Source organism: Glycomyces tenuis DSM 44171, assembly GCF_000427885.1.
Lineage (GTDB): Bacteria > Actinomycetota > Actinomycetes > Mycobacteriales > Micromonosporaceae > Glycomyces > Glycomyces tenuis.
Genome location: NZ_ATYW01000008.1, coordinates 217,305 through 237,936, shown reverse-complemented (window position 1 = coordinate 237,936; position 20,632 = coordinate 217,305). Strand labels below are relative to the sequence as shown.

Genomic DNA, 20,632 nt, shown 5'->3' with positions numbered 1-20,632 from the left:
GGCGGTCGGTCCGACGCGCGCGCCACGGCTCGCGAGCGTCGGCGCCGGGGGCTGGCCGCCCGCGCTCCCAAGCTATATTATAAATAAACTGAACTATTAATGTCGGCCTGCCGGCCGACCCTGACGGCGGCCCCGCCCGCCGTCCGCCGAGCCGAACCAGGAGCCCCCGCATGCAGCGCCGCATATCGCTGATCCCGCAGCCGCAGCACCTCGCCGACGCCGGAGGCGAGCTCGACCTCTCCTCCCTGGGCGCCATCGTCGCCGCCGACCCCGAGGCCACCGGCCTCGCCTGGCTCCTGTCCGACCTCCTCGCCCGCGGCACCGGCCTGCGCCTGGACGTCCGGCCCGCCTTCGACGGCCCGGCCGTGCGGCTGCGCCTCGAAGGCCCCCGGCCCGCGGACCTGACGCGCGAGGCCGAGGCCTACCGGCTCCGCGTCGACGACGGCGGCGTCGACCTCGCCGCCGCCCATCCCGCCGGGATCGCCCGCGGCATCGCCACGCTCCGCCAGCTCCTGCCCGCCGACGCCCTCCGCGCCGCCCCCGCCGCCGAGCCGGTGGTCCCGCGCGTCGCGATCGACGACGCCCCGCGCCTGCGCTGGAGAGGCGTCCACGTCGACGTCGCCAGGCACTTCCAGCCCAAGGAGTTCGTGCTCGCCATGATCGAGCGGGCCTGGATCCACCGGCTCAACGTCGTCCACCTCCACCTGACCGACGACCAGGGCTGGCGCATCGAGGTCCCCTCCCGGCCCAGGCTCGCCGAGGTCGCCTCCTGGCGGCCCGAGACCGTCATCGGCCACGCCCGCGACGAGGCCGGCGCCGACGGCACCCCGCACGGCGGCTACTACACGCTCGCCGACCTGCGGGAGATCGTCGCCTACGGGCGCGAACGGCACATCATGGTCGTCCCCGAGATCAACCTCCCCGGCCACGCCCGCGCCATCCTGGCCGCCTACCCCGAGCTCGGCACCGGGCACGGCAAGGGCGTCGCCACCACCTTCGGCGTGTTCGAGGAGGTCCTCGAGCCCACCGAGGCCTCCCTCCAGTTCGCCCGCGACGTCCTCGACACCGTCGCCGAGGTCTTCGACGCCCCGTTCATCCACATCGGCGGCGACGAGGTCCCCACCGCCCAGTGGGAGTCCTCGCCGGTCGCCGCCGAGCTCATGGAACGCGAGGGCATCGCCGAGGTCCGCGGCGTCCAGGCCTGGTTCACGCGCGCCTTCGCCGAGCACGTGACCTCCCTGGGGCGAGGCGTCATCGGCTGGGACGAGATCCTCGACGGCGGCGCCCCCGCCGAGGCCGTCGTCGCGGTGTGGCGCAACGAGGCCTACGTCAAGAAGGCCGTCGACGCCGGCCACCGGGTCATCGTCTCGCCCGAGACCTACGTCTACTTCGACCACTACGAGAGCGACGGCCCCGACGAGCCGCTGCGCATCCACGGGCTCACCCCCACCGCGAAGGTGGCCGCCTGGGAGCCGGTGCCGCCCGGCGTCGACCCGGCCGCGGTGCTCGGCGTCCAATGCCAGCTGTGGTCGGAGTACATGCCGAGCGCCCGCGACGTCGAGTACGGGGCGTTCCCGCGCCTGGCCGTGCTCGCCGACGTCGCCTGGGCCGCACCCGAGGCCCGCGAGGCCGCTCCCGTGCTCGAGCGGCTCGACGACCACCTGCCGCGCCTCGACGCGCTCGGCGTCGCCTACCGCCCGCTCGAGGGCCCCCGGCCCTGGCAGACCGGCGGCAGCGGCGCGCGCCGGCGCTTCGACCTGGAGTTCAAGGGCCACCCGGCCGAATAGCCGCCTGGAGAGGCGCGGATGCGGAGTCTGGCAGGTCGACTCCGCATCCGCTGTCTTCCACCGTTGTCATGACACCGTTCGTCCAGGGGGTGGCCTGGGCCGATTCGTGGTGGTCTCTACGATGAGGTGGCCCCCGGCGGCGGCGCTTGCGTCATGCGGGTCAGCAGCAGGTCAGCAGCGGGATCGCCCGCGCCGACGCCGGGGAGTCTATGCGGCGGCGGGCCTCACGGCCGGCCGTAGCCCTGGATGTCCATGATGTCCATGTCGGCGATCCTCACCACGTCGCCGGTGTGCGGGGCGTGGATGATCTGGCCGTCGCCGATGTAGATCCCGTCGTGCCCCAGACCGGAGTAGAAGACGATGTCGCCCGGTTGCAGCTCGTCCCTCGAGACCCTCGCGGTCTCGTTCCACTGCATCTCGACGTTGTGCGACAGGGAGACCCCCGCGTTGCCCCAGGCGCCCTGCACGAGCCCCGAGCAGTCCCAGCTGCCCGGCCCGTCGGCGCCGTACTCGTACGGCTCGCCCAGCTGCGCGTAGGCGAAGTCGACCACGGCGGAGTCGCCGCTGTAGTCGGGGTTGTCCGCCGGCGGCGGGTCGGGGGTGACCTCGTCGAGCAGCACCTCGAGGTCCTCGATCTCGGCCTCGATGTCGTTCTGCTGCTGCTCGAGGTCGTTGAGGATCTCGTCGGCGTCCTCCTGCAGCGCCTCCAGCTCGGCCTGGCGGCTCTCGAGGTCCGCGACCTGCTGGAGGTGCGCGCTGAGCTCGGCGTTCTCGGTGGCGTTGAGGTTCTCCAGGAGCATCATGCGGTCGGCGAAGTCGTCGGGGTCGCCGGCCAGGATCGAGTTCATCATCGCGAACTCGCCGCCGGTGTGCGCGGCGGCGGCGATCTCGGCCACCGCTTCGGCGCTCTCGGCCACGGCCGCTTCGAGATCGGGCAGCTGGGCCTCGATCTCGGCGATGAGCTCGTTGGCGTCCTCGAGCTCCTCGTTCTTGGCGTTGTAGTCCTCGATGACGAGTTCGAGCTCGGCGTTGCGCTCCTCGATGTCGGCCTCGACCTCTTCGGGGGTCGGCTCGGCCGTCGCCTCGCTCGCGGTCAGGACGGCCGCGGAGGCGGGCAGGAACACGGCGGCCGTCAATGCGGCGACCAGTTGCCGGGTACGCACCAGTGATGCGCTCCTTCCTCTTGCCGCCTACCGGGTTAGCTGTCGGATTCGGGCGGGAAGAAGGTTCGCCCTACCCGCCCGAGGGCGGGATTCACCCCGATCGGCCCCGCGCGAGGCGCGGCGCTGATCGCCCTGGTTCCCCGGTTCGGTTCCGCTGTGCCCGTGCACGGCTCGCACGCTTCGCCGCGATGGGCGGTTCCGATTCGGCGGTGTCGCGCGGCGACCGCGGGGTGCGGCCGAAGTTTCCGACGCGACGGCTTCACGTTAGAACCAGAAGACGTCCGGTGACAAGGGCGGGGGGAGAATTTCTCTTGGAATGGCACGGAATACTACGGGCCGCGTCACAGGAATGACGAGCAGTTGCCTTTATACCCCGCAGGGGTATACACTGGCGGTACGGAGGGAGACACCATGGCGAGCGACGAGACGGGCCACGGCCGCGAATACTGGTACCACGGCGACAAGGCGGCGCTGCAGCGGCGCCTGCGGCGCATCGAGGGCCAGATCCGGGGCCTGCAGCGGATGGTCGAGGAAGACGAGTACTGCGTCGACATCCTGACCCAGATCTCGGCCTCCACCAAGGGCCTGCAGGCCGTGGCGATCAACCTCCTCGAAGGCCACATCTCGCACTGCGTCGCCGAAGCGCAGGTGAAAGGCGATCCCGCCGAGGCCGAAGCGAAAGTCAAGGAGGCCACTGACGCGGTCGCCAGGCTGCTCAGGACCTGAAACCCGTAAGGAGCGCACATGGAGACCACGTACCTTGTCAAGGGAATGACCTGCGGCCACTGCGCCGGCGCCGTCACCCAGGAGGTCTCGGCCCTGCCCGGCGTCGAGAACGTCGACGTGGCCGTCGACACCGGCCGCGTCACCGTCGTCAGCGCCGAGACGCTGTCGACCGACGCCGTCCGCGACGCGGTCGACGAGGCCGGCTACGAACTCGTCGGCATTGCCAATTGACGGCTCGCAAGCGTCGCCGGAGTGCCGACTGAACACCGGAGCGAGCACGCCCGCCGGGCGTCGGGGCCTGCCCGACACCCGGCGGGCGTTTTCAAGTTGCGGCCCGTTCACGGTCCTGGCGTAGAGTCGGGGCATGGCTGTCTCCGACGACGACCGTTCCGTCGAACTGGGCGAAGACGACTACAAGGTCCTCCCCGACCAGACCTCCGACGAGTCCGAGCTGGGCTGGGGCGAGGTCCCCGCGCCGCGGCGCCCGAGCGCGCGGCGCGCGCTCTCGCCCCGCGACCTCGAACTGCTCGCCGAACGCCCGCCCCACTGGAACTGAGCATCCGCCGCCCCGCCGCCGGACGTGCAACGGCCCGGTCGGCGGCGCTGGGAGGCTGCCCGCCGACCGGGCCCCGGCCCGCCTCGCGGCGGGCCGCGGCGTGTCGAGCCGCGGTCCCCTAGCCCTTCACCGCGCCTCCGGTCAGCCCGGAGACGATGTAGCGCTGCAGGCTCATGAACACCGTGACCGTCAGCACCGAGGTGATGAGCGTCCCGGCCGCGAACACCCCGAAGTAACTGGCCGGGGAGTTGTCGGCCACGAGCGTCTTGAGCCCGACGGCGAGCGTCATCTCCTCCCGGTCGGTCAGGAACAGGCTGGCGAGGATGAAGTCGTTCATCGTGCCGACGAACGCCAGGATCCCCGAGATCGCGATGATCGGCGCGGCCAGCGGCAGGATCATCCCGAAGAAGATCTGGGCGTGGCTCGCCCCGTCGATCGTGGCCGCCTCGTCGAGCTCCTTGGGGATGGTGTCGAAGAAGCCCTTCATCAGCCACGTCGAGACGCCCAGCGCCCCGCCCATGTAGACGAGCATCAGCCCGAGCTTCGAGTTGAGCCCGGCCATGGGGTAGAAGTCGCCGATGGACCCGAAGATCAGGTACAGGGCGATCACCGCCAGGAACGCGGGGAACATCTGGATCAGCAGCAGGAACAGCAGCATCGGGCGGCGCCCGGCGAAGCGGAACCGGCTGAACGCGTAAGCGGCCAGCGAGGAGATGAGGATCGAGATGAACGCCGCCGGGACGGCGATCACCAGCGAGTTGCCGAACCACCGCCAGAACGGCACGTTCGGCTCCGAGAACAGCCGCTCGAAGCTGTCGAGGCCGAAACTCGAGGGCAGCAGGCTCGTGGTCGACAGCGTCCCGTTCGGGTTGAACGCCGCCGAGACGACGTACAGGATCGGGATCAGGGCGAACACCAGCACCACCACGGCCACCAGGTGCCGCCAGCCGGTGTCGCCGGCCCAGCGGGCGAAGCCCGAGCGGCGCCGCCTCGGCGGGGCCGACCGGAGGGGGACGTCGGGGCGCGGCTGCGCGATACGCGTCATGAGTAGACGTCCTCCTGTGCTCGGGTGGCGCGGAACATGACCGCCGAGATCGTGGCGACGATGAGGAAGATGAACACGCTGACCGCCGACGCGAAGCCGTAGTCCGAACTGGACGAGCCGAACGCCTGCCGGAACGCGTACGTGATCAGCAGGTCCGTGCCGCCGACCGTCTCCCCGGCGTTGAACGGGTTGCCGCCCGAGAGCAGCTCGATCGCGTTGAAGTTGTTGAAGTTGAACGCGAAGCTCGAGATCAGCAACGGCGTCAGCGCCACCAGCAGCAGCGGCAGCGTGATCGTGCGGAACGCGGTCACGCCGGTGGCGCCGTCGATCCTGGCCGCCTCCAGCGAGTCGGCCGGGAGCGCCTGGAGCGCGCCGAGGCTGATCAGGAACATGTACGGGAAGCCCAGCCACGTGTTGGCGATCAGGACCATCGCGCGGGCCGCCCACGTCTCGCCGTACCAGTCGACGCCCAGGCCCAGCATCTCGTTGATCAGGCCGTAGTCGCGGTTGAACATCTGCGCCCACACCAGGAGCATCGCGAACGACGGCATCGCGTACGGCAGGATCATGATCGCCCGGTACAGCTTCGTGCCCCGCATGCCCGGCCGGTTCAGGGCCATCGCGGTGCCCAGGCCGATCGCGAAGGTGAACAGGACGCTGCCGGCCGCGAACGCCAGGTTCCAGGCGAACACGCCGAAGAACGGGCCGCGGATCTCGGGGTCGGTCAGCACCTGGAGGTAGTTCTCGAAGCCGATGCCGACCCGCCAGCCGACCAGGGCGGCCTCGCCGTCCTCGGTGGTGAAGGCGCCGGCCTCGTCGTCCGCGTACCAGACCGTGCCGGTCGATTCGTCGGTGATGCAGTCGCAGGCGTCGTCGTAGGAGCGGGTCGAGGCGCCCTCGAACGCCGACAGGCCCTGCACCCTGATGCCGGACTCGGGGCCGGTCGGCACGGCCAGTTCGGCGACCTCGGCCTGGCGTTCGTTCAGTTCGGCGAGGTCCCACACCTCGTAGCCGTCGGCGGCGGTGACGCGGCCGGCCTCGTCGGTCGAGGCGTCGTCGAGCTCGTCCAGGCCCTCCTCGGTGCCGACCCACACGCTCCCGTCCGCGGTGTCGGTCAAGAGCAGCGCCAGTTCGCCGTCGGACGATTCGCCGACGGCGAGGAGGTAGGTCGTGCCGCCGGGGGTCGGCTGGACGCCGGCGGCGACGATCGCCTCGATCGCCTGCTCCTTGTCGACGCGGTGGCCGTCGCCGTAGTTGGTGAAGGAGGTGCCGATCGTCATGACGACCGGCAGGATCTGGAAGGCGATGAGCAGCAGCGTCCCGGGGACGAGGTATTTGAGCGGGATGGTCCGGCGCTGCAGGTAGGTGTAGAAGACGATCGCGACGACGGCCGCCTCGAGCGCCAGACCCCACCAGGCCCGGGCTTCGACGAGCGGCAACGCCGCCCAGGCGGCCAGGGCCGCCACGACGGCGAGCACGGTGATCTTGACGATCAGGCCCGCGGTGGTGTGCGACCCGGCCGCCCGGGAACGTTGGTCGAGCACTGGTGCGTCCCCCGGTTCTAGGAGGCCGCGATGGCGTCGCGGATGGTCCCGGCCGCGGTGGTGGCGGCCTCCTCGCCGGTCGAGACGCCGTCGATGGCGTCGGCCTGGGCGCGCCCGAACGGCTCCCACACGGCGTTCATCGCCGGGATGTTCGGCATCGGGACGGCGTGCTCGCCTGCGGCGGCGAAGCCGGTCACGTCGGCGTTGCCCTCGGTGAAGGTCTCGGCCGCCGAGGTCAGGGCGGGCAGCCGGTTCCCGGCCTCGGCCAGGGTGAGCTGGTCCTCTTCGCGCAGGACGTAGTTGGTGATGAACTCCTGGGCGAAGGTGAGGTTCTTCGCGCTGGCGGACAGGAAGAACGCCTGGACGCCGAGGAACGGCGCGGCCGGGTTCTGGCCCTCGAAGCCGGGGATGGCGGTGACCTCGTAGGTCAGCCCGGCGTTCTGGGCGTCGGTGACCGCCCAGGGCCCGGAGATCATGAACGCGGTCTTGCCGTCGACGAAGAAGGGGATGGTGTTGGACGCGTCGTAGGTGGTCTTGAGGACGCCCGCGGCGCCGAGCTCGGCGAACTTCTCGAACGCGGCGATGCCGCCCTCGGAGTCGACGCCGACGTCGGTGGGGTCGAGGTTGCCCTGGCCGTCGTCGCCGAACAGGTAGCCGCCCATGGACGAGAACAGCGGGTAGCCGTTGTAGGCGTTGCCGTCGACGCTGATCTCCATGGTGAGGATCTCGTCGGTGCCGGCGTCGGTGCCCATCTGGATCAGCTCTTCGAAGGTGGCGGGCGCGTCGGGGGCCAGGTCGGTGTTGCGGAACAGCGCCAGGTTCTCCAGGGCGTACGGGGCGCCCCACACCTGGCCCTCGACGGTGACGGCCTTGACGCTGGCCTCGTTGAGGGCGGCCTTCTGGTCCTCGGTGAGGGTGATGGGGGTGATGACGCCGTCGGCGGCGAGCTGCCCGGTCCAGTCGTGGGGGCCGACCATGATGTCGGGGCCCTGGCCCTGCTCGGCGGCGGCCAGGAAGTCCTCGCGGAGGGTCTCCACGTGCTCTTCGACGGTGACCTTGACGCCGACGGCGGCCTCGAAGCCGGCCACGTACTCCTTGAGCACCGGGGTGCGGGTCTCGTCGGCCCAGATCACCAGTTCGCCGGAGAACTCCTGCTCGCCGGAGCCGTTCTCGTCGCCCTCGCTGTCATCGGAGCCGCAGGCGGCGGCAGCGCCGAGCGCGGCGATGGAGACGGCCGCGGTGCCGATGGTCCTTCTACGCATGATTCAGTACCTCTCCTCGTTGAGGGCGGCCGGCGGAACGCGGGCCGTGACGGGGATCATGGGCTCAGCCCCTGACACCTCGAAGGTTAGCAATATGTTTCAGAAACAGGAAACCCTTGCAATCAAACTGTTGCCAAATTTCAGATAGGCTACGCTGTCATCATGCGGCTTCGACTCTCCGACATCGCCAGACAGGCCGGGGTGAGTGAGGCGACGGTGTCCCGGGTGCTCAACGACAAGCCCGGCGTCGGGGCTCAGACCCGGCAGTCCGTCCTCACCGCCCTCGACGTGCTGGGCTACGAACGGCCCCAGGCCCTTCGCAAGCACGCCATCGGCCTGATCGGCCTCGTCGTGCCCGAACTCGAGAACCCGATCTTCCCGGTGTACGCGCAGACGATCTCCAACGTCCTCGCCGGCTCCGGCTACACGCCGGTGCTGTGCACGCAGACCCCCGGCGGGGTCTCCGAGGACGAGTTCGTCGAGATGCTGCGCGAACGGAGCGTCGCGGGCATCATCTTCGTCTCCGGGCTCCACGCCGACACCGCCGCCAGCACCGACCGCTACCAGGAGCTCAAGGACAAGCGCCTGCCGGTCGCGTTCGTCACCGGCCATCCCGAAGGCGTCGACGCGGCCTCCTTCTCCTGCGACGACGCCGTCGCCGCCCGCATCGCCGTCGAGCACCTCGCCGGTCTCGGCCACCGCCGGATCGGCCTGGTCTCCGGTCCCGACCGCTACTGGCCCGTCCAGCGCAAGATCCGCGGCTACCGGCACGCCATGCAGAGCATCGGCCCCGAGCTGATCGAGCTGACCCTCTTCGGCGAGCAGGGCGGCCACGCCGCCGCCACCCGCCTCATCGACCGCGGCGCCACCGCCGTCGTGTGCGGCTCCGACATGATGGCCCTCGGCGCCGTCCGCGCCGCCGCCGAGCGCGGCCTGGCCGTGCCGGGGGACTTCTCCGTCGTCGGCTACGACGACTCCCCGCTCATCGCCCACACCAACCCCCCGCTCACGACCGTGCGGCAGCCGGTGCGCGACATCGCCACCGCCGCCGCCCGGGCGCTGCTCGACGAGATCGCCGGGCAGCCCACGCCGTCGTCGGAATACCTCTTCCGGCCCGAACTCGTCGTACGCGGCTCCACCGGTGCGGCACCCCGAAGATGAGAAAGGAACTCCCAGATGAGTGACAACTGGTGGCGCGAGGCGGTCATCTACCAGGTGTATCCGCGCTCCTTCGCCGACGCGAACGGCGACGGCATGGGCGACCTCGCGGGCATCCGCTCGCGGATCCCCTACCTCTCGGCGCTCGGCGTCGACGCGATCTGGCTGTCCCCCTTCTACGCCTCCCCCCAGAAGGACGCCGGCTACGACGTCGCCGACTACCGCGCGATCGACCCGCGGTTCGGCACCCTCGACGACTTCGACGCGATGCTCGAGGCCGCCCACGAGGCGGGCATCCGCCTCATCGTCGACCTCGTCCCCAACCACTCCTCTTCGGAGCACGAGTGGTTCAAGGCCGCGCTGGCCGCCGGGCCGGGCAGCGCCGAGCGCGACCGCTACCACTTCCGCGACGTCGACCCGGCGAAGCCCGAGACGCCGCCGAACAACTGGCAGTCGGTCTTCGGCGGCCCCGCCTGGACCAGGACTCCCGACGGCAAGCAGTGGTACCTGCACCTGTTCGACTCCTCCCAGCCGGACCTGAACTGGGACAACCCCGAGGTCCACGCCGAGTTCCAGTCGATCCTCAGGTTCTGGCTCGACCGCGGCGTCGACGGCTTCCGCATCGACGTCGCCCACGGCATGGTCAAGGCCGAAGGGCTGCCCGACACCGGCGGCGACGGCACGATCGAGATGATCGGCACGACCCGCTCCCCGTTCTTCGACCAGGACGGCGTCCATGACATCTACCGCACGTGGCGGCCGGTCATCGAGGAGTACGACGGCGACCGGATCTTCGTCGCCGAGGCCTGGACCGACTCGGCCGAACGGCGGGCGCTGTACCTGCGGCCCGACGAGCTGCACCAGGCGTTCAACTTCGACCTCGTGCTGGCGCCGTTCAAGGCGGTCGACTTCCGCAAGGCCATCGACGCCGAGATCGCCAACAACGCCGGCGTCGGCGCGCCGTGCACGTGGGTGCTGTCCAACCACGACGTGCAGCGGCACGTCACGCGCTACGGCGACGGCCCGATCGGCCTGGCCCGCGCCAAGGCCGCCACGCAGCTGCTCTTGGCGCTGCCGGGCGTGGTGTACGTCTACCAGGGCGAGGAGCTGGGCCTGAACGAGGTCCTGGACCTGCCCGACGAGGTCAGGGAGGACCCGACGTTCTTCCGCACGAACGGCGAGCAGATCGGCCGCGACGGCTGCCGGGTGCCGATCCCGTGGAAGACCGAAGGGCCGTCGCTCGGCTTCGGCGACGCCGCGGGCTGGCTGCCCCAGCCCGAAGGCTGGTCCGAGAAGTCCGTCGAGGCCGAGGACGGCGTCGCGGGCTCGACGCTCGAGTTCTACCGCCAGGCCATCGCGCTGCGCAAGGCCCACAAGGCGAGCGGCCTGACCTGGCTCGACGAGCCGAGTGCCGACACGCTCGCGTTCGACAACGGCGCGGTGGTGTGCGTCGTGAACTTCGGCGACGAACCGGTGAGCCTGGACGGCTTCGACGGCGAGGTGCTCCTGGCGAGCGCCGATCTCGCAGAAGGCCGCCTCCCGGCCGGCTCGGCGGTCTGGTTCGCCAAGTAAGACGAACGTTGAAGGGGGCGGCGGGCCGAAGGCCCGCCGCCCCTGGCGCTCTGCCGTGTGCTCACCAGGTCGGTCTGATCTTTGAATCGATCTGGATCGGCTTGTCCAGCACCAGACGGCCCTGATACTCGTCGATCAACCGGTACTTGCCGTTCTCCAGGTGGTACCGGTGGATGACGGGCACGGCATCCGGTCCTTCCGACACCCGCACATAAACGCCGATGCCGGCCCGCGCGTACATCATCGGCTTCAGCTCTCTGTCGCGCGCCTCTGACTCCGGTGACTCGACCTCCATCACCAGCACGACGTCCTCGGGGCGGAACCACTTGGTGGCGGAGTTGTAATCCGGCTCAGGAGCGACCATGAGCAGATCGGGTTCGGGTCGGCTCTTTCGGTCGATGCGAATGGTCATCTCCTGCTCGACGCGCCAATCCGGGTAAGCGGCGTCTTCAAGCATGTTCGCCAGTCTGCGGATGATCTGGTGATGCCAAGAGCGCTGGGGGCTCATCATGAGTTCAAGGGCTCCGTATATGAGTTCGACGTGATCCGGAAGGTCGTACATGTCCAGATCGTCGGACTCCCAGCCGGAGTCACGGGGCGGTGGGGGCAGCACGACGTCGAACATCAGGCCTCCTTCGCAGAACCGAGGAACATATACGAGGGTACCCGGATAACGACCGAGCCCGGACCGAGTAATGGTCCGGGCTCGCGAAGCGTTATGACTTGTGCTACCGGTTTCCCGGGGAGTGCTCCGGCCTTCAGGCCGGAGGTGAATCCGGGTCGGTTGTCTGCTCGCGGTCCCGCGGAGCGGGACTGGGAGCCGCTGGATTGTCGTACCTGACCGGTACGGTTCCGGTCGTGCACCTTCGGTATTCCTTCCGGGTTTACCCGACTGTCCCGCAGCGCGCCGCGCTTGCCAAGGCGTTCGGGTGTGCTCGGGTGGTGTACAACGACGCGGTCGCCGCGCGCAGGGCCGCCCACGCCAAGGGCCTGCCGTACCCGACCGCGGCGGCGCTGTCGAAGGCGCTGATCACCGACGCTAAGCGCACCGCTGAGCGGTCCTGGCTGGGCGAGGTGTCGGCGGTGGTGTTGCAGCAGGCCTTGGCTGACGCTGGCCGGGCATACAAGAACTTCTTCGCCTCTCTGAAAGGCAACCGGGCCGGGGCGCGTGTGGGGCTGCCGAGGTTCAAGCGCCGTGCCGCGCGCCAAGCGATCCGCTTTACCCGCAACGCCAGATTCAACGTGCTGGACAACGGCAGGCTGCGCCTGCCGAAGATCGGTGACCTGAAGGTTGCATGGTCCAGGGAACTGCCGGCCGTCCCGTCCAGTGTGACGATCGTGAAGACCACGACCGGAAAGTACTACGCGAGCTTCGTGGTCGCCGCCACCGACGGTGTGGACTTGGCCGAGCCGCTGGAGGACCATGAAGCCGAGACCGGGATCGATCTGGGGCTGAAGTCGTTCGCGGTGCTGCGCGGGGGCAAGACCATCGAGTCCCCGAAGTTCTTCCGGGCCATGGAACGCAGACTCAAGAAGGCCCAGCGGGCGCTCTCACGCAAGCAGCAGGGATCGGTCAACCGGGCCAAGGCTCGGCTGACGGTCGCGAAGATCCACGAGCGGACCCGGAACAAACGAGACGACTGGCTGAACAAGCAGGTCGCGGCACTCGTGCGCGAGAACCAAGCGCTCTATGTCGAAGACCTGAACGTCAAGGGCCTGGCGCGGGGCCGGTCGGCGAAGTCGGTCCACGACGCCGCGCTGGGCATGTTCCTGACCCGGCTCGAATCGAAGGCTGTCCGTGCCGGACGCGCCTTCGCGAAGGTCGACCGGTTCTTTCCCAGCACGCAGATGTGCTCGGTGTGTGGGGCCCTCACCGGACCGAAAGGGCTGGAGGGCCTGTCGGTCCGGGCGTGGGCGTGCGGGTGCGGCGCGGTCCACGACCGGGACGGCAACGCCGAGGCCAACATCAGGCGAGAAGGACGAAGAATGGTGGCCGCCGGGCAGGCGGACACCTGAAACGCCTGCGGAGGGCCGGTAAGACCGGGGAGACCCGGCGCGGCCCGTTGAACCAGGAACCCACCCGTAGCCGGGCCGGATCAACGGACCGCAAGCCGGGAATCGCCTCCCTTCAAGGAAGCGAGGATGTCAATTGATCTTGTTGCCAACGCTGCGCAGTTGCCGGCAGGCCTCGACGATGCGGGCGGTCATGCCGGCCTCGGCGAGCTTGCCGTAGGCGCGCGGGTCGTAGGCCTTCTTGTTGCCGACCTCGCCCTCGACCTTGAGCACGCCGTCGTAGTTGCGGAACATGTGGTCCACGATCGGGCGGGTGAAGGCGTACTGCGTGTCGGTGTCGATGTTCATCTTGATGACGCCGTAGTCCACCGCGTCGCTGATCTCCTGCTCGGTCGAACCGGAGCCGCCGTGGAAGACCAGGTCGAACGGCTTGTCCTTGCCGAGCTCCTTGCCGATCTCGTCCTGGATCTCCTTGAGGATCTCCGGACGCAGGCGCACGTTCCCCGGCTTGTAGACGCCGTGGACGTTGCCGAAGGTCAGCGCGGACATGTAGCGGCCCCGCTCGCCCGAGCCGAGGGCCTCGACGGTGGCGCGCGCGTCGGCGACGGTCGTGTACAGCTTGTCGTCGATCGCGGCGGAGACGCCGTCCTCCTCGCCGCCGACGACGCCGATCTCGACCTCCAGGACGATGTTGGCCTTGGAGGTGCGCTCCAAGAGCTCCTGGGCGATGTCCAGGTTCTCCTTCAGCGGCACCGCCGAGCCGTCCCACATGTGCGACTGGAACAGCGGGTGCTCGCCGCGCGCGACGCGCTCCTCTGAGACGGCCAGCAGCGGGCGGACGAACTTGTCGAGGTTGTCCTTCGGGCAGTGGTCGGTGTGCAGGGCGATGTTCACCGGGTAGTTCTTGGCGATCTCGTGGGCGGCGGTGGCGAGGGCGACGGCGCCGGTGACCATGTTCTTCACGGTCGGGCCGGAGACGTACTGCGCGCCGCCGGTGGAGATCTGCACGATGCCGTCGGACTCGGCCTCGGCGAAAGCGGCCAACGCGGCGTTGAGCGTCTGGGTCGAGGTGACGTTGATGGCCGGGTACGCGAAGGAGTTCTTCTTCGCCCGGTCGAGCATCTCGTTGTAAACCTCGGGTGTTGCGATAGGCATGCTGTCTGCTCCTTAGATGAATTCGTCGATGGCCCCCTCAGCATAATTCGCAAAGGATCTCATGGGGTTTACCCCGGGGAGGAATGTGTGGTGATCGCCTGCTCACAGTCCCGCTCCACGAGACTGTGAGTAATAAGTGACCGTGATTACACATATTGATCAAGGTCGGAGTGGGTGTTCTTGTCGGACCCGGCCTCTAGTGTTGCGGACGTGGGCAAGCAGGTCGTGCAAGTGAAGCTGGTGCCGACGCCGGAACAGGCGCAGGCGCTGGAGCAGACCGACCCTGCGCGCGGTCAACGAGGCCGCGAACTGGACCTCGGCCATGGCCTACCGGCACGGGGTGCCGCGTGAGTACGCGCTGCGCCAGCACACCTACACATCGCTGAAGGACCGCGGTCTGGGTTCTCAGATCGCGCAGCTGATCATCAAGAAGACCTGCCACGCCTACGCCACCATCGCCGGACTCATCAAAGCCGGGCGCCTCGCCGGGAAACGCGCGGCGCAGGCGACATCGAAGCCGGTCGTCTTCCGGCCCGAGGCGGCGCAGGCGTTCGATGACCGATGCCTCTCCTGGCAGCATGACGCCCGCACGGTCTCGATCTGGACGACCAGGGGCCGGATGCGCGGCATCGCCTTCACCGGCCATGTCGACCACCTCAAACTGTTGGAGCGCCACCGCCAAGGCGAGACGGATCTGGTCTGCCGGGAGGGCACCTGGTACCTGTTGGCCACGGTCGACGTCGCCGACGCCGACGCGAACACCGACCCGGGCGATTTCCTTGGCGTGGACATGGGCATCGTCAACATCGCGACCAGCTCCGATGGCGACAACTTTGAAGGTGCTGGGCTCAGGCGCTACCGCAATCGGATGGCGAAGGTTCGTGCCGAGTTGCAGGCCAAGGCGACCAAGTCGGCCAAGAAGAAACTCAAGAAGCGCGCGAAACGTGAAGCCCGCGCGGTCAAGGACAATAACCATCGGATCGCGAAACAGCTCGTAGGCAAGGCTGAACGCACCGGTCGGGGTATCGGGCTCGAAGAGCTCACCGGTATTCGTGACCGGGTACGGCTTACAGCCGCCCAGCGAGGCGAGTTGAACGCGTGGTCCTTCTATCAACTCCAGGCGTTCATCGCTTATAAAGCGAAGCGGGCCGGGGTGCCGGTGGTCGTGATCGACGCCCGGAACACCTCGCGGCGGTGCCCGCTGTGCGGGCACACCGCTAAAAACAATCGACCTACCAGAGATTATTTTGCCTGTCAGGGGTGCGGACTCGCTGGGCCCGCCGATCAGGTAGCCGCGGTCAACGTTCGTGACCGCGCACGCACGACTTGGGCTTTTGTCAATACGCCCAATGTTGCCGATACGCCACGGCCAGCGGCGGGCACGAGCGACAAACCACGGAAATCATTCCGCGGTAGTTGATACGCCGCTGTCTGAGCACTTCATCGCCGCGTTGCGACCAGATGAAGCACCGCCCGCGAACATGTGAAGGCAACCCCTAGGCTACCTGGTGGTTCGCCCGCCGGGCGGCGCCCTTGGGCATACGGTGGAACCATGGGCTATCAGCAGGAATGGGTCGACGACTTCGACGAGGCGTCGGAGTTCGACCTGGTCGAATCGGCCGACGACGGCGACCAGGACGATCCGGAGGCCACGGCCGCCCGCGACGAGGGAGCCGTGCCGGAGGAGGCCGACGCGGCCGACGCCGCCGAGCAGGCCAGGGAAGTGCCGGGCGACGAAGACGACGAGCCCCACGCGGGCTGACCCGCGCGGGGCTCGGCGGCCGCGGCCGGTCCCCACCGGCCGCGCGCACAGGCGGTCCGGGCTGCGCCCGGCTGCTGTGCTTCAGGCGATCTGGGCTGCGCCCAGCTTGTCGAGCACCCACGCCAGGTTGAACGCCTCTTCCTCCCAGGCGTCGTAGCGGCCCGAGCGGCCGCCGTGGCCGGCCTCCATCTCGGTCTTGAGCATCACGTCCGACTCCGGGCTCTCGTGGCGCAGCCGCGCGATCCACTTGGCGGGCTCGTGGAAGCCGACGCGCGTGTCGTTGAGGCTGGTCACCGCCAGGATCGACGGATAGCGCACCGAGGTGACGTTCTCGTACGGCGAGTACGACTTCATGTACTCGTAGACCTCGGCCGACTCCAGCGGGTTGCCCCACTCCTCCCACTCGATGACCGTCAGCGGCATCGTCGGGTCGAGGATCGTGTTGAGCGCGTCCACGAACGGCACGTCGGCGAGGATCCCGGCGAAACGCTCGGGCGCGAGGTTCGCCACGGCCCCCATGAGCAGGCCGCCCGCCGAGCCGCCGCGCGCGACGATCCGCTCCGGCGCGGCCCAGCCGGACCGCACCACGTGCTCGGCGGCGTCGACGAAGTCGGTGAAGGTGTGCTTCTTGTGCAGGAGCTTGCCCTGCTCGTACCACTGGCGGCCCATCTCGCCGCCGCCGCGGACGTGCGCGATCGCGAAGACCACCCCCCGGTCGAGCAGGCTCAGCCGCGCGATCGAGAAGTACGGGTCGATGGAGTGCTCATAGGAGCCGTAGCCGTACAGCAGGCACGGCGCGGTCCCGTCGGCCGCGACGTCGGCGCGCGCGACGATCGAGAGCGGGATCTTCGTGCCGTCCGCGGCCGTGGCCCACTCCCGGTACTGCTTGTAGGCGCCCGGATCGAAGTCGCCGAGCACCGGGGTGCGCTTGCGCAGGTGGAGCCGGGCGGCGTCGATGTCGTAGTCGTACACCGAGGAGGGCGTCACCATCGACGTGTAGCCCAGGCGCAGGATCCTGGAGTCGTAGTCGGGGTTCTCGCCGAGGCCGACCGAGTAGATCGGCTCGTCGAAGGCGACCTCGGTGAGCGTCCCCGCTTGATCGAGGACGGCGATCCGCGAGAGCCCGTCGCGTCGCATCGAGACGACGGCGTGGCCCGCGAAGGCGTCCACCGATTCGAGCCGGACGGCCGGGTCGTGCGCGAGGATCTCGTTGAACCGCGTCGTGTCCTCGACCGGCGCCCACCCGAGCGTGAAGTTCTCGGCGCCCTTGTTGTGCAGTACCAGGAAGCGGTCGCCCTGGTGGTCGACGTGCATCTCGACGCCCTGCTCGCGGCCGTTCCCGAAGACGGTGAACTCGCCGGTCGGGTCGGCGGCGTCGAGGTAGCGGATCTCGCTGGTGATCTTCGAGCCGCACACGATCATGAGGTACCGCTCGGAGCGGGTCAGGACGATCCCGGTCCAGAACCGCTCGTCGTCCTCCTGGTAGACGAGCGTGTCCTCGTCCTCGCCGAGGACGTGGCGCCACACCTGGTGGGGCCGCCACGCGTCGTCGACCTTGGTGTAGAAGAACACCGAGCCGTCGGCCGACCACGCGCCGCCGTAGAAGACGCCCTCGATCCGGTCGTCGAAGACCTCGCCGGTGCGCAGGTCCTTGAACTGGAGGGTGAGCCGCTCGTCGCCGGTGTAGTTCACGCCGAACGCCAGGAGGTTCCCGTCGGGGGAGACCTCGCAGGTGCCCAGGGAGAAGAAGTCGTGGCCTTCGGCGAGCTCGTTGCCGTCGACCATGACCTGCTCGCCCTCGACCGGCACGCCCGGTTCGACGCTCGGCGGCGTGTCGCCTTCGGCCGCGACGCGGCACTCGATGCCGTACTGCTTGCCCTCCTCGGTGCGCCCGTAGTACCACCAGCCGCGCTTGCGGACCGGGACCGACAGGTCGGTCTCCTGGGTGCGGTCCTTGATCTCGCCGAAGACGGCCTTGCGCAGCCCGTCGAGGTGGGCGGTGCGCGACTCGGTGTAGGCGTTCTCGGCCCGCAGGTAGTCGAGGACCTCGGGGTCCTCCGGGTCCTTGAGCCAGGCGTAGGCGTCGTTGACGGTGTCGCCGTGGTGGGTTCGCGGGTGGTCGCGGCGGGCCGCGACCGGCTGGGACACAACATGCTCTTCTGACATGTCTCAACTCTAGGGCCTGTCGGGCGCGCCGCCGGTCGCCGCACGCGAGGCGAGCCCGCCATGTTACTCGCGAGTACCGTCCCCCGGCGGTTCGAATGTAGCCGAATCCCTCCATCCGCGGCGCACCGAGCTGTGAGGATGGTCGACATGAGCGACAAGCGAGACGAAGCGACGCCGACGTCCGCTGACGAGACCGTCACCGTCGTCCTCGATCGGACCGTCGTCTTCGACCGGCCCCGCCGTCTCGGTCCGCCGTTCCTCGCCGCCGAGCGGCTCGCCGCGAAGGGCCGCCGGGGCCCGGTCTTCACTGACGTCTCCTTCAGCGCCGAACTCGGCCAGCTCGTCGCCGTCTCCGGCGACGGCGGCGACGGGCGCACCTCGCTCCTGCTCGCGCTCGCCGGGCGCTTCGCCCTCTCCGACGGCACCCTCGTCGTCGAAGGCCAGTCCAGGCCCGCCGAGATCCGCCGCCGCTTCACCGTCGCCCAGGCCGCGCCCGCGATCGGCCTCGACGGGCGCCTGACCGTCGCCGACTGCATCGCCGAGACGGTCACGGTCTCGGGCGGGGCCGCCACCGAGGCCAACATCCGCGCGTGGCTCGACCGCCTCGCCGTCGACGTCGACACCGGCGACACCCTCGCGCTGCTGCCGCGCTTCGAGCGGGTCCGCTTCGCGATCGCCTGCGCCGCCGCCTCCCGCACCCCCGCCGTCGTCGTCGACGACGTCGACGCGGGCCTCAACGGCGCCGGCGGCGAGCGCGTCTTCGAGAACCTCCGCGCCGTCGCCGACGCCGGCCAGCTCGTCCTCGTCTCGTGCGCGCGCCACGACCCGCCCGCCGACGTCGTCGTCGACCTCAGGACCAGATCCATGGCCCGCCCGCCCCGCCTCGAAGCGGACCTCGACCGGAACGGAGGACCGCCGTGAGCCCGTTCAGCCTCGCCCGCCTGGAACTGCGCCGCCATCGCGGCCACCCCGTCCGCGTCGCGGTGGTGGCCGCGATCGTGCTTCTCCCGGCCGTCTGCGCCGGCCTGTACCTGTGGTCCTTCTGGGACCCGTACGGCTCGGTCGACGAGCTCCCCGTGGCCGTGGTCAACGAGGACGCCGGGGCGGCGCTGGAGCGGGGCGGCGAGGTCGTCGAGATCGACGGCGGCGAGCACCTGGTCGAGCAACTGCGGAGCGAGCCGGTCTTCGACTGGCATTTCACCGGCGCCGAGCGGGCCCGCTCCGGCCTCGCGGACGGCGACTACTACATGGTCGTCACGGTCCCCGAGGACTTCTCCACCCGCATCGCCGGGCTCGTCGGCGGCGAACCGGCCCGGGCGGGCGTCGCATTCGAGCGCGACGACGCGAACGGGTACCTGGCGGGCGTCATGACCGCCACGGCCGAGCGCGAACTCCAGCACCGGATCAGCGCCGCCGTCTACACCGCCGTCGCCGAGACCCTCTTCGACGATCTCGCAGGCGGCCTCGGCGGCGCCGCCGAAGGCGCCTCCTCGCTCCATACCGGACTGTCCGGGCTCGCCGAGACGGCCGCCGACGCGGCCGCGGGCGCCGAAGCGGTCGCCGGCGGGCTCGACGAGGCCGTCGGCGAGACCGTGCCCGCCGTCGACGCCCTCGCCGAGGACTGGGAGCGGATCCAGGCCGGCTCGGAGGCCGGTTCGGACCTCGTCGCCGACGCCGCCGAGCTCGACGGCGCCTACAGCGCCCTGTGCGGGCGGGACGGCGGCGACAGCTACGCCTGCGAGACGCTGTGGGAGCACGTGCACCGGGCCGAGAGCGCCAGCACCGACGTCGAGAGCGCCGACGCCGCCGTGCAGGCCACGTCCGCCGAGACGCTCGACGCGGCCGCTGAGGACCTCGGGGCCCTCCAGACCGACGCCGCGGCGGCCGCCGAGGCCGCCGGGCAGGCCGCCACCGCCGCCGCGGAAGCCGAGGCGACGGCCGCCGAGCTCGCCGGCGGCCTCGGCGAGCTCGACGACGGCGCCGACGCCGTCGTCTCCGGACTGGCCGACGCCCGCGCGCAGGCGGACGGCGCCGGGAGCACCGGGGCGCCCGGCAGCCCCGTCGTGATCGACGAGGAGACGCACCACGCGGCCGGGAGCCTGGGGCGCGGCCTGGCGCCGCTCGTCATCCCGGCCGCGCTGTGGGCGTTCGGGATCGCGGCGTATCTGCTGCTGCGCCCGGTGAATCCGCGGGCCGTCGCCGGGCCGCTGCGCTCACCGGCCGTGGCGATCGGCGGCTGGCTCTCCGGCGCGGCCCTCGGCGTGGTCAGCGCGCTGGTGCTGTACCTCGTGCTCGACGTCGGCCTCGGGCTCGACCCGAGGCAGGCGCCCATGGCGATCGCGCTGTGCCTCTTGGCGGTCCTGACGTTCACGGCCGTGGCGCACATGTTCCGGCTCGTCGCCGGCGCGGTGGGGGTCGTGCTGCTCGTGGTGCTGCTGGTGCTCCAGGCGGTCGCCTCGGGCGGGCTGTACCCGGTGGAGACGACGCCGGCGTTCTTCCAGGCGATCCACCCATGGCTGCCGATGACGTACGCAGTGGACGCGCTGCGGGTGGCGATCAGCGGCGGCGAGACGAGGGAGCTGGTGTGGGCGCTCGCGGTACTGGCCGCCTACCTGGCGGCGTCGTTGGCGGTGGCGAGCGCGGTGGTGGCGATGCGGCGCAAGTGGACGATCGGCCGCCTGCACCCGCCGCTGCGGCAGTGAATTCATAACACAAGTCTTGTC

Annotated in this window: 19 protein-coding genes and 1 riboswitch; of the genes, 12 read left to right on the top strand and 7 right to left on the bottom strand. The window is 69.9% G+C overall.

All coding sequences use genetic code 11. The features are described 5' to 3' along the window. Window positions 1–170 precede the first annotated feature (170 nt). Window positions 171–1,787 carry a beta-N-acetylhexosaminidase gene (locus tag YWW_RS0111480; protein WP_026930230.1) on the top strand — a complete coding sequence of 539 codons (1,617 nt, stop codon included), beginning with the start codon at window positions 171–173 and terminating at the stop codon, window positions 1,785–1,787. Window positions 1,788–2,011: 224 nt separating this feature from the next. Here the strand turns inward: YWW_RS0111480 and YWW_RS0111475 are convergent, their stop codons facing one another. Then, entirely contained in the window at window positions 2,012–2,950 is a 939-nt protein-coding gene (locus tag YWW_RS0111475) for a C40 family peptidase (RefSeq protein WP_026930229.1), read from the bottom strand. An 8-nt stretch (window positions 2,951–2,958) separates the two neighbouring features. Beyond that, window positions 2,959–3,083, bottom strand: a riboswitch (cyclic di-AMP (ydaO/yuaA leader). 278 nt (window positions 3,084–3,361) lie between these two features. On the opposite strand from YWW_RS0111475, the gene YWW_RS0111470 reads away from it, so the two are divergent. From YWW_RS0111470 to YWW_RS0111460, 3 genes are all read left to right on the top strand, one after another. Next, window positions 3,362–3,676: a metal-sensitive transcriptional regulator gene (locus YWW_RS0111470; protein WP_026930228.1), complete on the top strand. Its 315-nt coding sequence runs from the start codon at window positions 3,362–3,364 to the stop codon at window positions 3,674–3,676. Between the two features lie 18 nt (window positions 3,677–3,694). After that, window positions 3,695–3,907, top strand: a complete 213-nt coding sequence (locus YWW_RS0111465) for a heavy-metal-associated domain-containing protein (RefSeq protein ID WP_026930227.1) — start codon at window positions 3,695–3,697, stop codon at window positions 3,905–3,907. Between the two features lie 133 nt (window positions 3,908–4,040). After that, entirely contained in the window at window positions 4,041–4,232 is a 192-nt protein-coding gene (locus tag YWW_RS0111460) for a hypothetical protein (RefSeq protein ID WP_026930226.1), read from the top strand. 118 nt (window positions 4,233–4,350) lie between these two features. On the opposite strand, the gene YWW_RS0111455 is transcribed toward YWW_RS0111460, so the two are convergent. The 3 genes from YWW_RS0111455 to YWW_RS0111445 are packed head-to-tail and all read right to left on the bottom strand — an operon-like array spanning window position 4,351 to window position 8,083. After that, window positions 4,351–5,277 carry a sugar ABC transporter permease gene (locus YWW_RS0111455; RefSeq protein WP_035696640.1) on the bottom strand — a complete coding sequence of 309 codons (927 nt, stop codon included), beginning with the start codon at window positions 5,275–5,277 and terminating at the stop codon, window positions 4,351–4,353. Beyond that, window positions 5,274–6,821 carry an ABC transporter permease subunit gene (locus tag YWW_RS29810; protein WP_155830138.1) on the bottom strand — a complete coding sequence of 516 codons (1,548 nt, stop codon included), beginning with the start codon at window positions 6,819–6,821 and terminating at the stop codon, window positions 5,274–5,276. The genes YWW_RS0111455 and YWW_RS29810 overlap by 4 nt, the downstream gene beginning before the upstream one ends. 17 nt (window positions 6,822–6,838) lie before the next feature. Then, window positions 6,839–8,083 carry a sugar ABC transporter substrate-binding protein gene (locus YWW_RS0111445; RefSeq protein ID WP_026930224.1) on the bottom strand — a complete coding sequence of 415 codons (1,245 nt, stop codon included), beginning with the start codon at window positions 8,081–8,083 and terminating at the stop codon, window positions 6,839–6,841. A gap of 162 nt (window positions 8,084–8,245) precedes the next feature. On the opposite strand from YWW_RS0111445, the gene YWW_RS0111440 reads away from it, so the two are divergent. Together YWW_RS0111440 and YWW_RS29805 are read left to right on the top strand one after the other, a co-directional pair. Next, window positions 8,246–9,244, top strand: a complete 999-nt coding sequence (locus YWW_RS0111440; protein ID WP_026930223.1) for a LacI family DNA-binding transcriptional regulator — start codon at window positions 8,246–8,248, stop codon at window positions 9,242–9,244. A 15-nt stretch (window positions 9,245–9,259) separates the two neighbouring features. Continuing rightward, on the top strand, window positions 9,260–10,813 hold the full coding sequence (locus YWW_RS29805; protein WP_051325674.1) for a glycoside hydrolase family 13 protein: 1,554 nt from the start codon (window positions 9,260–9,262) through the stop codon (window positions 10,811–10,813). Between the two features lie 61 nt (window positions 10,814–10,874). On the opposite strand, the gene YWW_RS29800 is transcribed toward YWW_RS29805, so the two are convergent. Continuing rightward, the gene (locus tag YWW_RS29800) at window positions 10,875–11,438 is read right to left on the bottom strand and encodes a Uma2 family endonuclease (RefSeq protein ID WP_035696642.1); all 564 of its coding nucleotides are present in this window, start codon (window positions 11,436–11,438) and stop codon (window positions 10,875–10,877) included. A 203-nt stretch (window positions 11,439–11,641) separates the two neighbouring features. Between YWW_RS29800 and YWW_RS0111425 the strand changes: the two genes are divergently transcribed. Next, window positions 11,642–12,829, top strand: coding sequence for an RNA-guided endonuclease InsQ/TnpB family protein (locus YWW_RS0111425; RefSeq protein WP_211228522.1), 1,188 nt, complete (start codon window positions 11,642–11,644; stop codon window positions 12,827–12,829). Window positions 12,830–12,958: 129 nt separating this feature from the next. Here the strand turns inward: YWW_RS0111425 and fbaA are convergent, their stop codons facing one another. Beyond that, window positions 12,959–13,981, bottom strand: coding sequence for a class II fructose-bisphosphate aldolase (fbaA, locus tag YWW_RS0111420; RefSeq protein ID WP_026930221.1), 1,023 nt, complete (start codon window positions 13,979–13,981; stop codon window positions 12,959–12,961). A 210-nt stretch (window positions 13,982–14,191) separates the two neighbouring features. Between fbaA and YWW_RS36890 the strand changes: the two genes are divergently transcribed. The 3 genes from YWW_RS36890 (at window position 14,192) to YWW_RS29790 (ending at window position 15,743) form a co-directional block, all read left to right on the top strand. After that, window positions 14,192–14,332: a helix-turn-helix domain-containing protein gene (locus YWW_RS36890; protein WP_211228521.1), complete on the top strand. Its 141-nt coding sequence runs from the start codon at window positions 14,192–14,194 to the stop codon at window positions 14,330–14,332. Beyond that, on the top strand, window positions 14,304–15,401 hold the full coding sequence (locus YWW_RS29795; protein WP_211228520.1) for an RNA-guided endonuclease InsQ/TnpB family protein: 1,098 nt from the start codon (window positions 14,304–14,306) through the stop codon (window positions 15,399–15,401). Before YWW_RS36890 ends, YWW_RS29795 begins: the two co-directional genes overlap by 29 nt. Window positions 15,402–15,533: 132 nt before the next feature. Further along, the gene (locus YWW_RS29790; RefSeq protein ID WP_035704353.1) at window positions 15,534–15,743 is read left to right on the top strand and encodes a hypothetical protein; all 210 of its coding nucleotides are present in this window, start codon (window positions 15,534–15,536) and stop codon (window positions 15,741–15,743) included. A gap of 81 nt (window positions 15,744–15,824) precedes the next feature. Here the strand turns inward: YWW_RS29790 and YWW_RS0111405 are convergent, their stop codons facing one another. Then, window positions 15,825–17,909 (bottom strand): S9 family peptidase, encoded by a 2,085-nt coding sequence (locus tag YWW_RS0111405; protein WP_026930220.1) that lies wholly within the window; start codon window positions 17,907–17,909, stop codon window positions 15,825–15,827. A 147-nt stretch (window positions 17,910–18,056) separates the two neighbouring features. Between YWW_RS0111405 and YWW_RS34045 the strand changes: the two genes are divergently transcribed. Together YWW_RS34045 and YWW_RS34040 are read left to right on the top strand one after the other, a co-directional pair. Continuing rightward, window positions 18,057–18,830 carry an ATP-binding cassette domain-containing protein gene (locus YWW_RS34045; protein WP_162145941.1) on the top strand — a complete coding sequence of 258 codons (774 nt, stop codon included), beginning with the start codon at window positions 18,057–18,059 and terminating at the stop codon, window positions 18,828–18,830. Beyond that, window positions 18,827–20,611 (top strand): YhgE/Pip family protein, encoded by a 1,785-nt coding sequence (locus tag YWW_RS34040; protein WP_026930219.1) that lies wholly within the window; start codon window positions 18,827–18,829, stop codon window positions 20,609–20,611. The genes YWW_RS34045 and YWW_RS34040 overlap by 4 nt, the downstream gene beginning before the upstream one ends. Window positions 20,612–20,632 lie beyond the last annotated feature (21 nt).

What these genes read in the sequence shown, in the direction of transcription:
- YWW_RS0111480 (WP_026930230.1), top strand. Translation starts at nt 171, where the DNA reads ATGCAGCGCCGCATATCGCTGATCCCGCAGCCGCAGCACCTCGCCGAC.
- YWW_RS0111470 (WP_026930228.1), top strand. Translation starts at nt 3,362, where the DNA reads ATGGCGAGCGACGAGACGGGCCACGGCCGCGAATACTGGTACCACGGC.
- YWW_RS0111465 (WP_026930227.1), top strand. Translation starts at nt 3,695, where the DNA reads ATGGAGACCACGTACCTTGTCAAGGGAATGACCTGCGGCCACTGCGCC.
- YWW_RS0111460 (WP_026930226.1), top strand. Translation starts at nt 4,041, where the DNA reads ATGGCTGTCTCCGACGACGACCGTTCCGTCGAACTGGGCGAAGACGAC.
- YWW_RS0111455 (WP_035696640.1), bottom strand. Translation starts at nt 5,277, where the DNA reads ATGACGCGTATCGCGCAGCCGCGCCCCGACGTCCCCCTCCGGTCGGCC.
- YWW_RS0111445 (WP_026930224.1), bottom strand. Translation starts at nt 8,083, where the DNA reads ATGCGTAGAAGGACCATCGGCACCGCGGCCGTCTCCATCGCCGCGCTC.
- YWW_RS0111440 (WP_026930223.1), top strand. Translation starts at nt 8,246, where the DNA reads ATGCGGCTTCGACTCTCCGACATCGCCAGACAGGCCGGGGTGAGTGAG.
- YWW_RS29805 (WP_051325674.1), top strand. Translation starts at nt 9,260, where the DNA reads ATGAGTGACAACTGGTGGCGCGAGGCGGTCATCTACCAGGTGTATCCG.
- YWW_RS29800 (WP_035696642.1), bottom strand. Translation starts at nt 11,438, where the DNA reads ATGTTCGACGTCGTGCTGCCCCCACCGCCCCGTGACTCCGGCTGGGAG.
- fbaA (WP_026930221.1), bottom strand. Translation starts at nt 13,981, where the DNA reads ATGCCTATCGCAACACCCGAGGTTTACAACGAGATGCTCGACCGGGCG.
- YWW_RS29795 (WP_211228520.1), top strand. Translation starts at nt 14,304, where the DNA reads ATGGCCTACCGGCACGGGGTGCCGCGTGAGTACGCGCTGCGCCAGCAC.
- YWW_RS29790 (WP_035704353.1), top strand. Translation starts at nt 15,534, where the DNA reads ATGGGCTATCAGCAGGAATGGGTCGACGACTTCGACGAGGCGTCGGAG.
- YWW_RS0111405 (WP_026930220.1), bottom strand. Translation starts at nt 17,909, where the DNA reads ATGTCAGAAGAGCATGTTGTGTCCCAGCCGGTCGCGGCCCGCCGCGAC.
- YWW_RS34045 (WP_162145941.1), top strand. Translation starts at nt 18,057, where the DNA reads ATGAGCGACAAGCGAGACGAAGCGACGCCGACGTCCGCTGACGAGACC.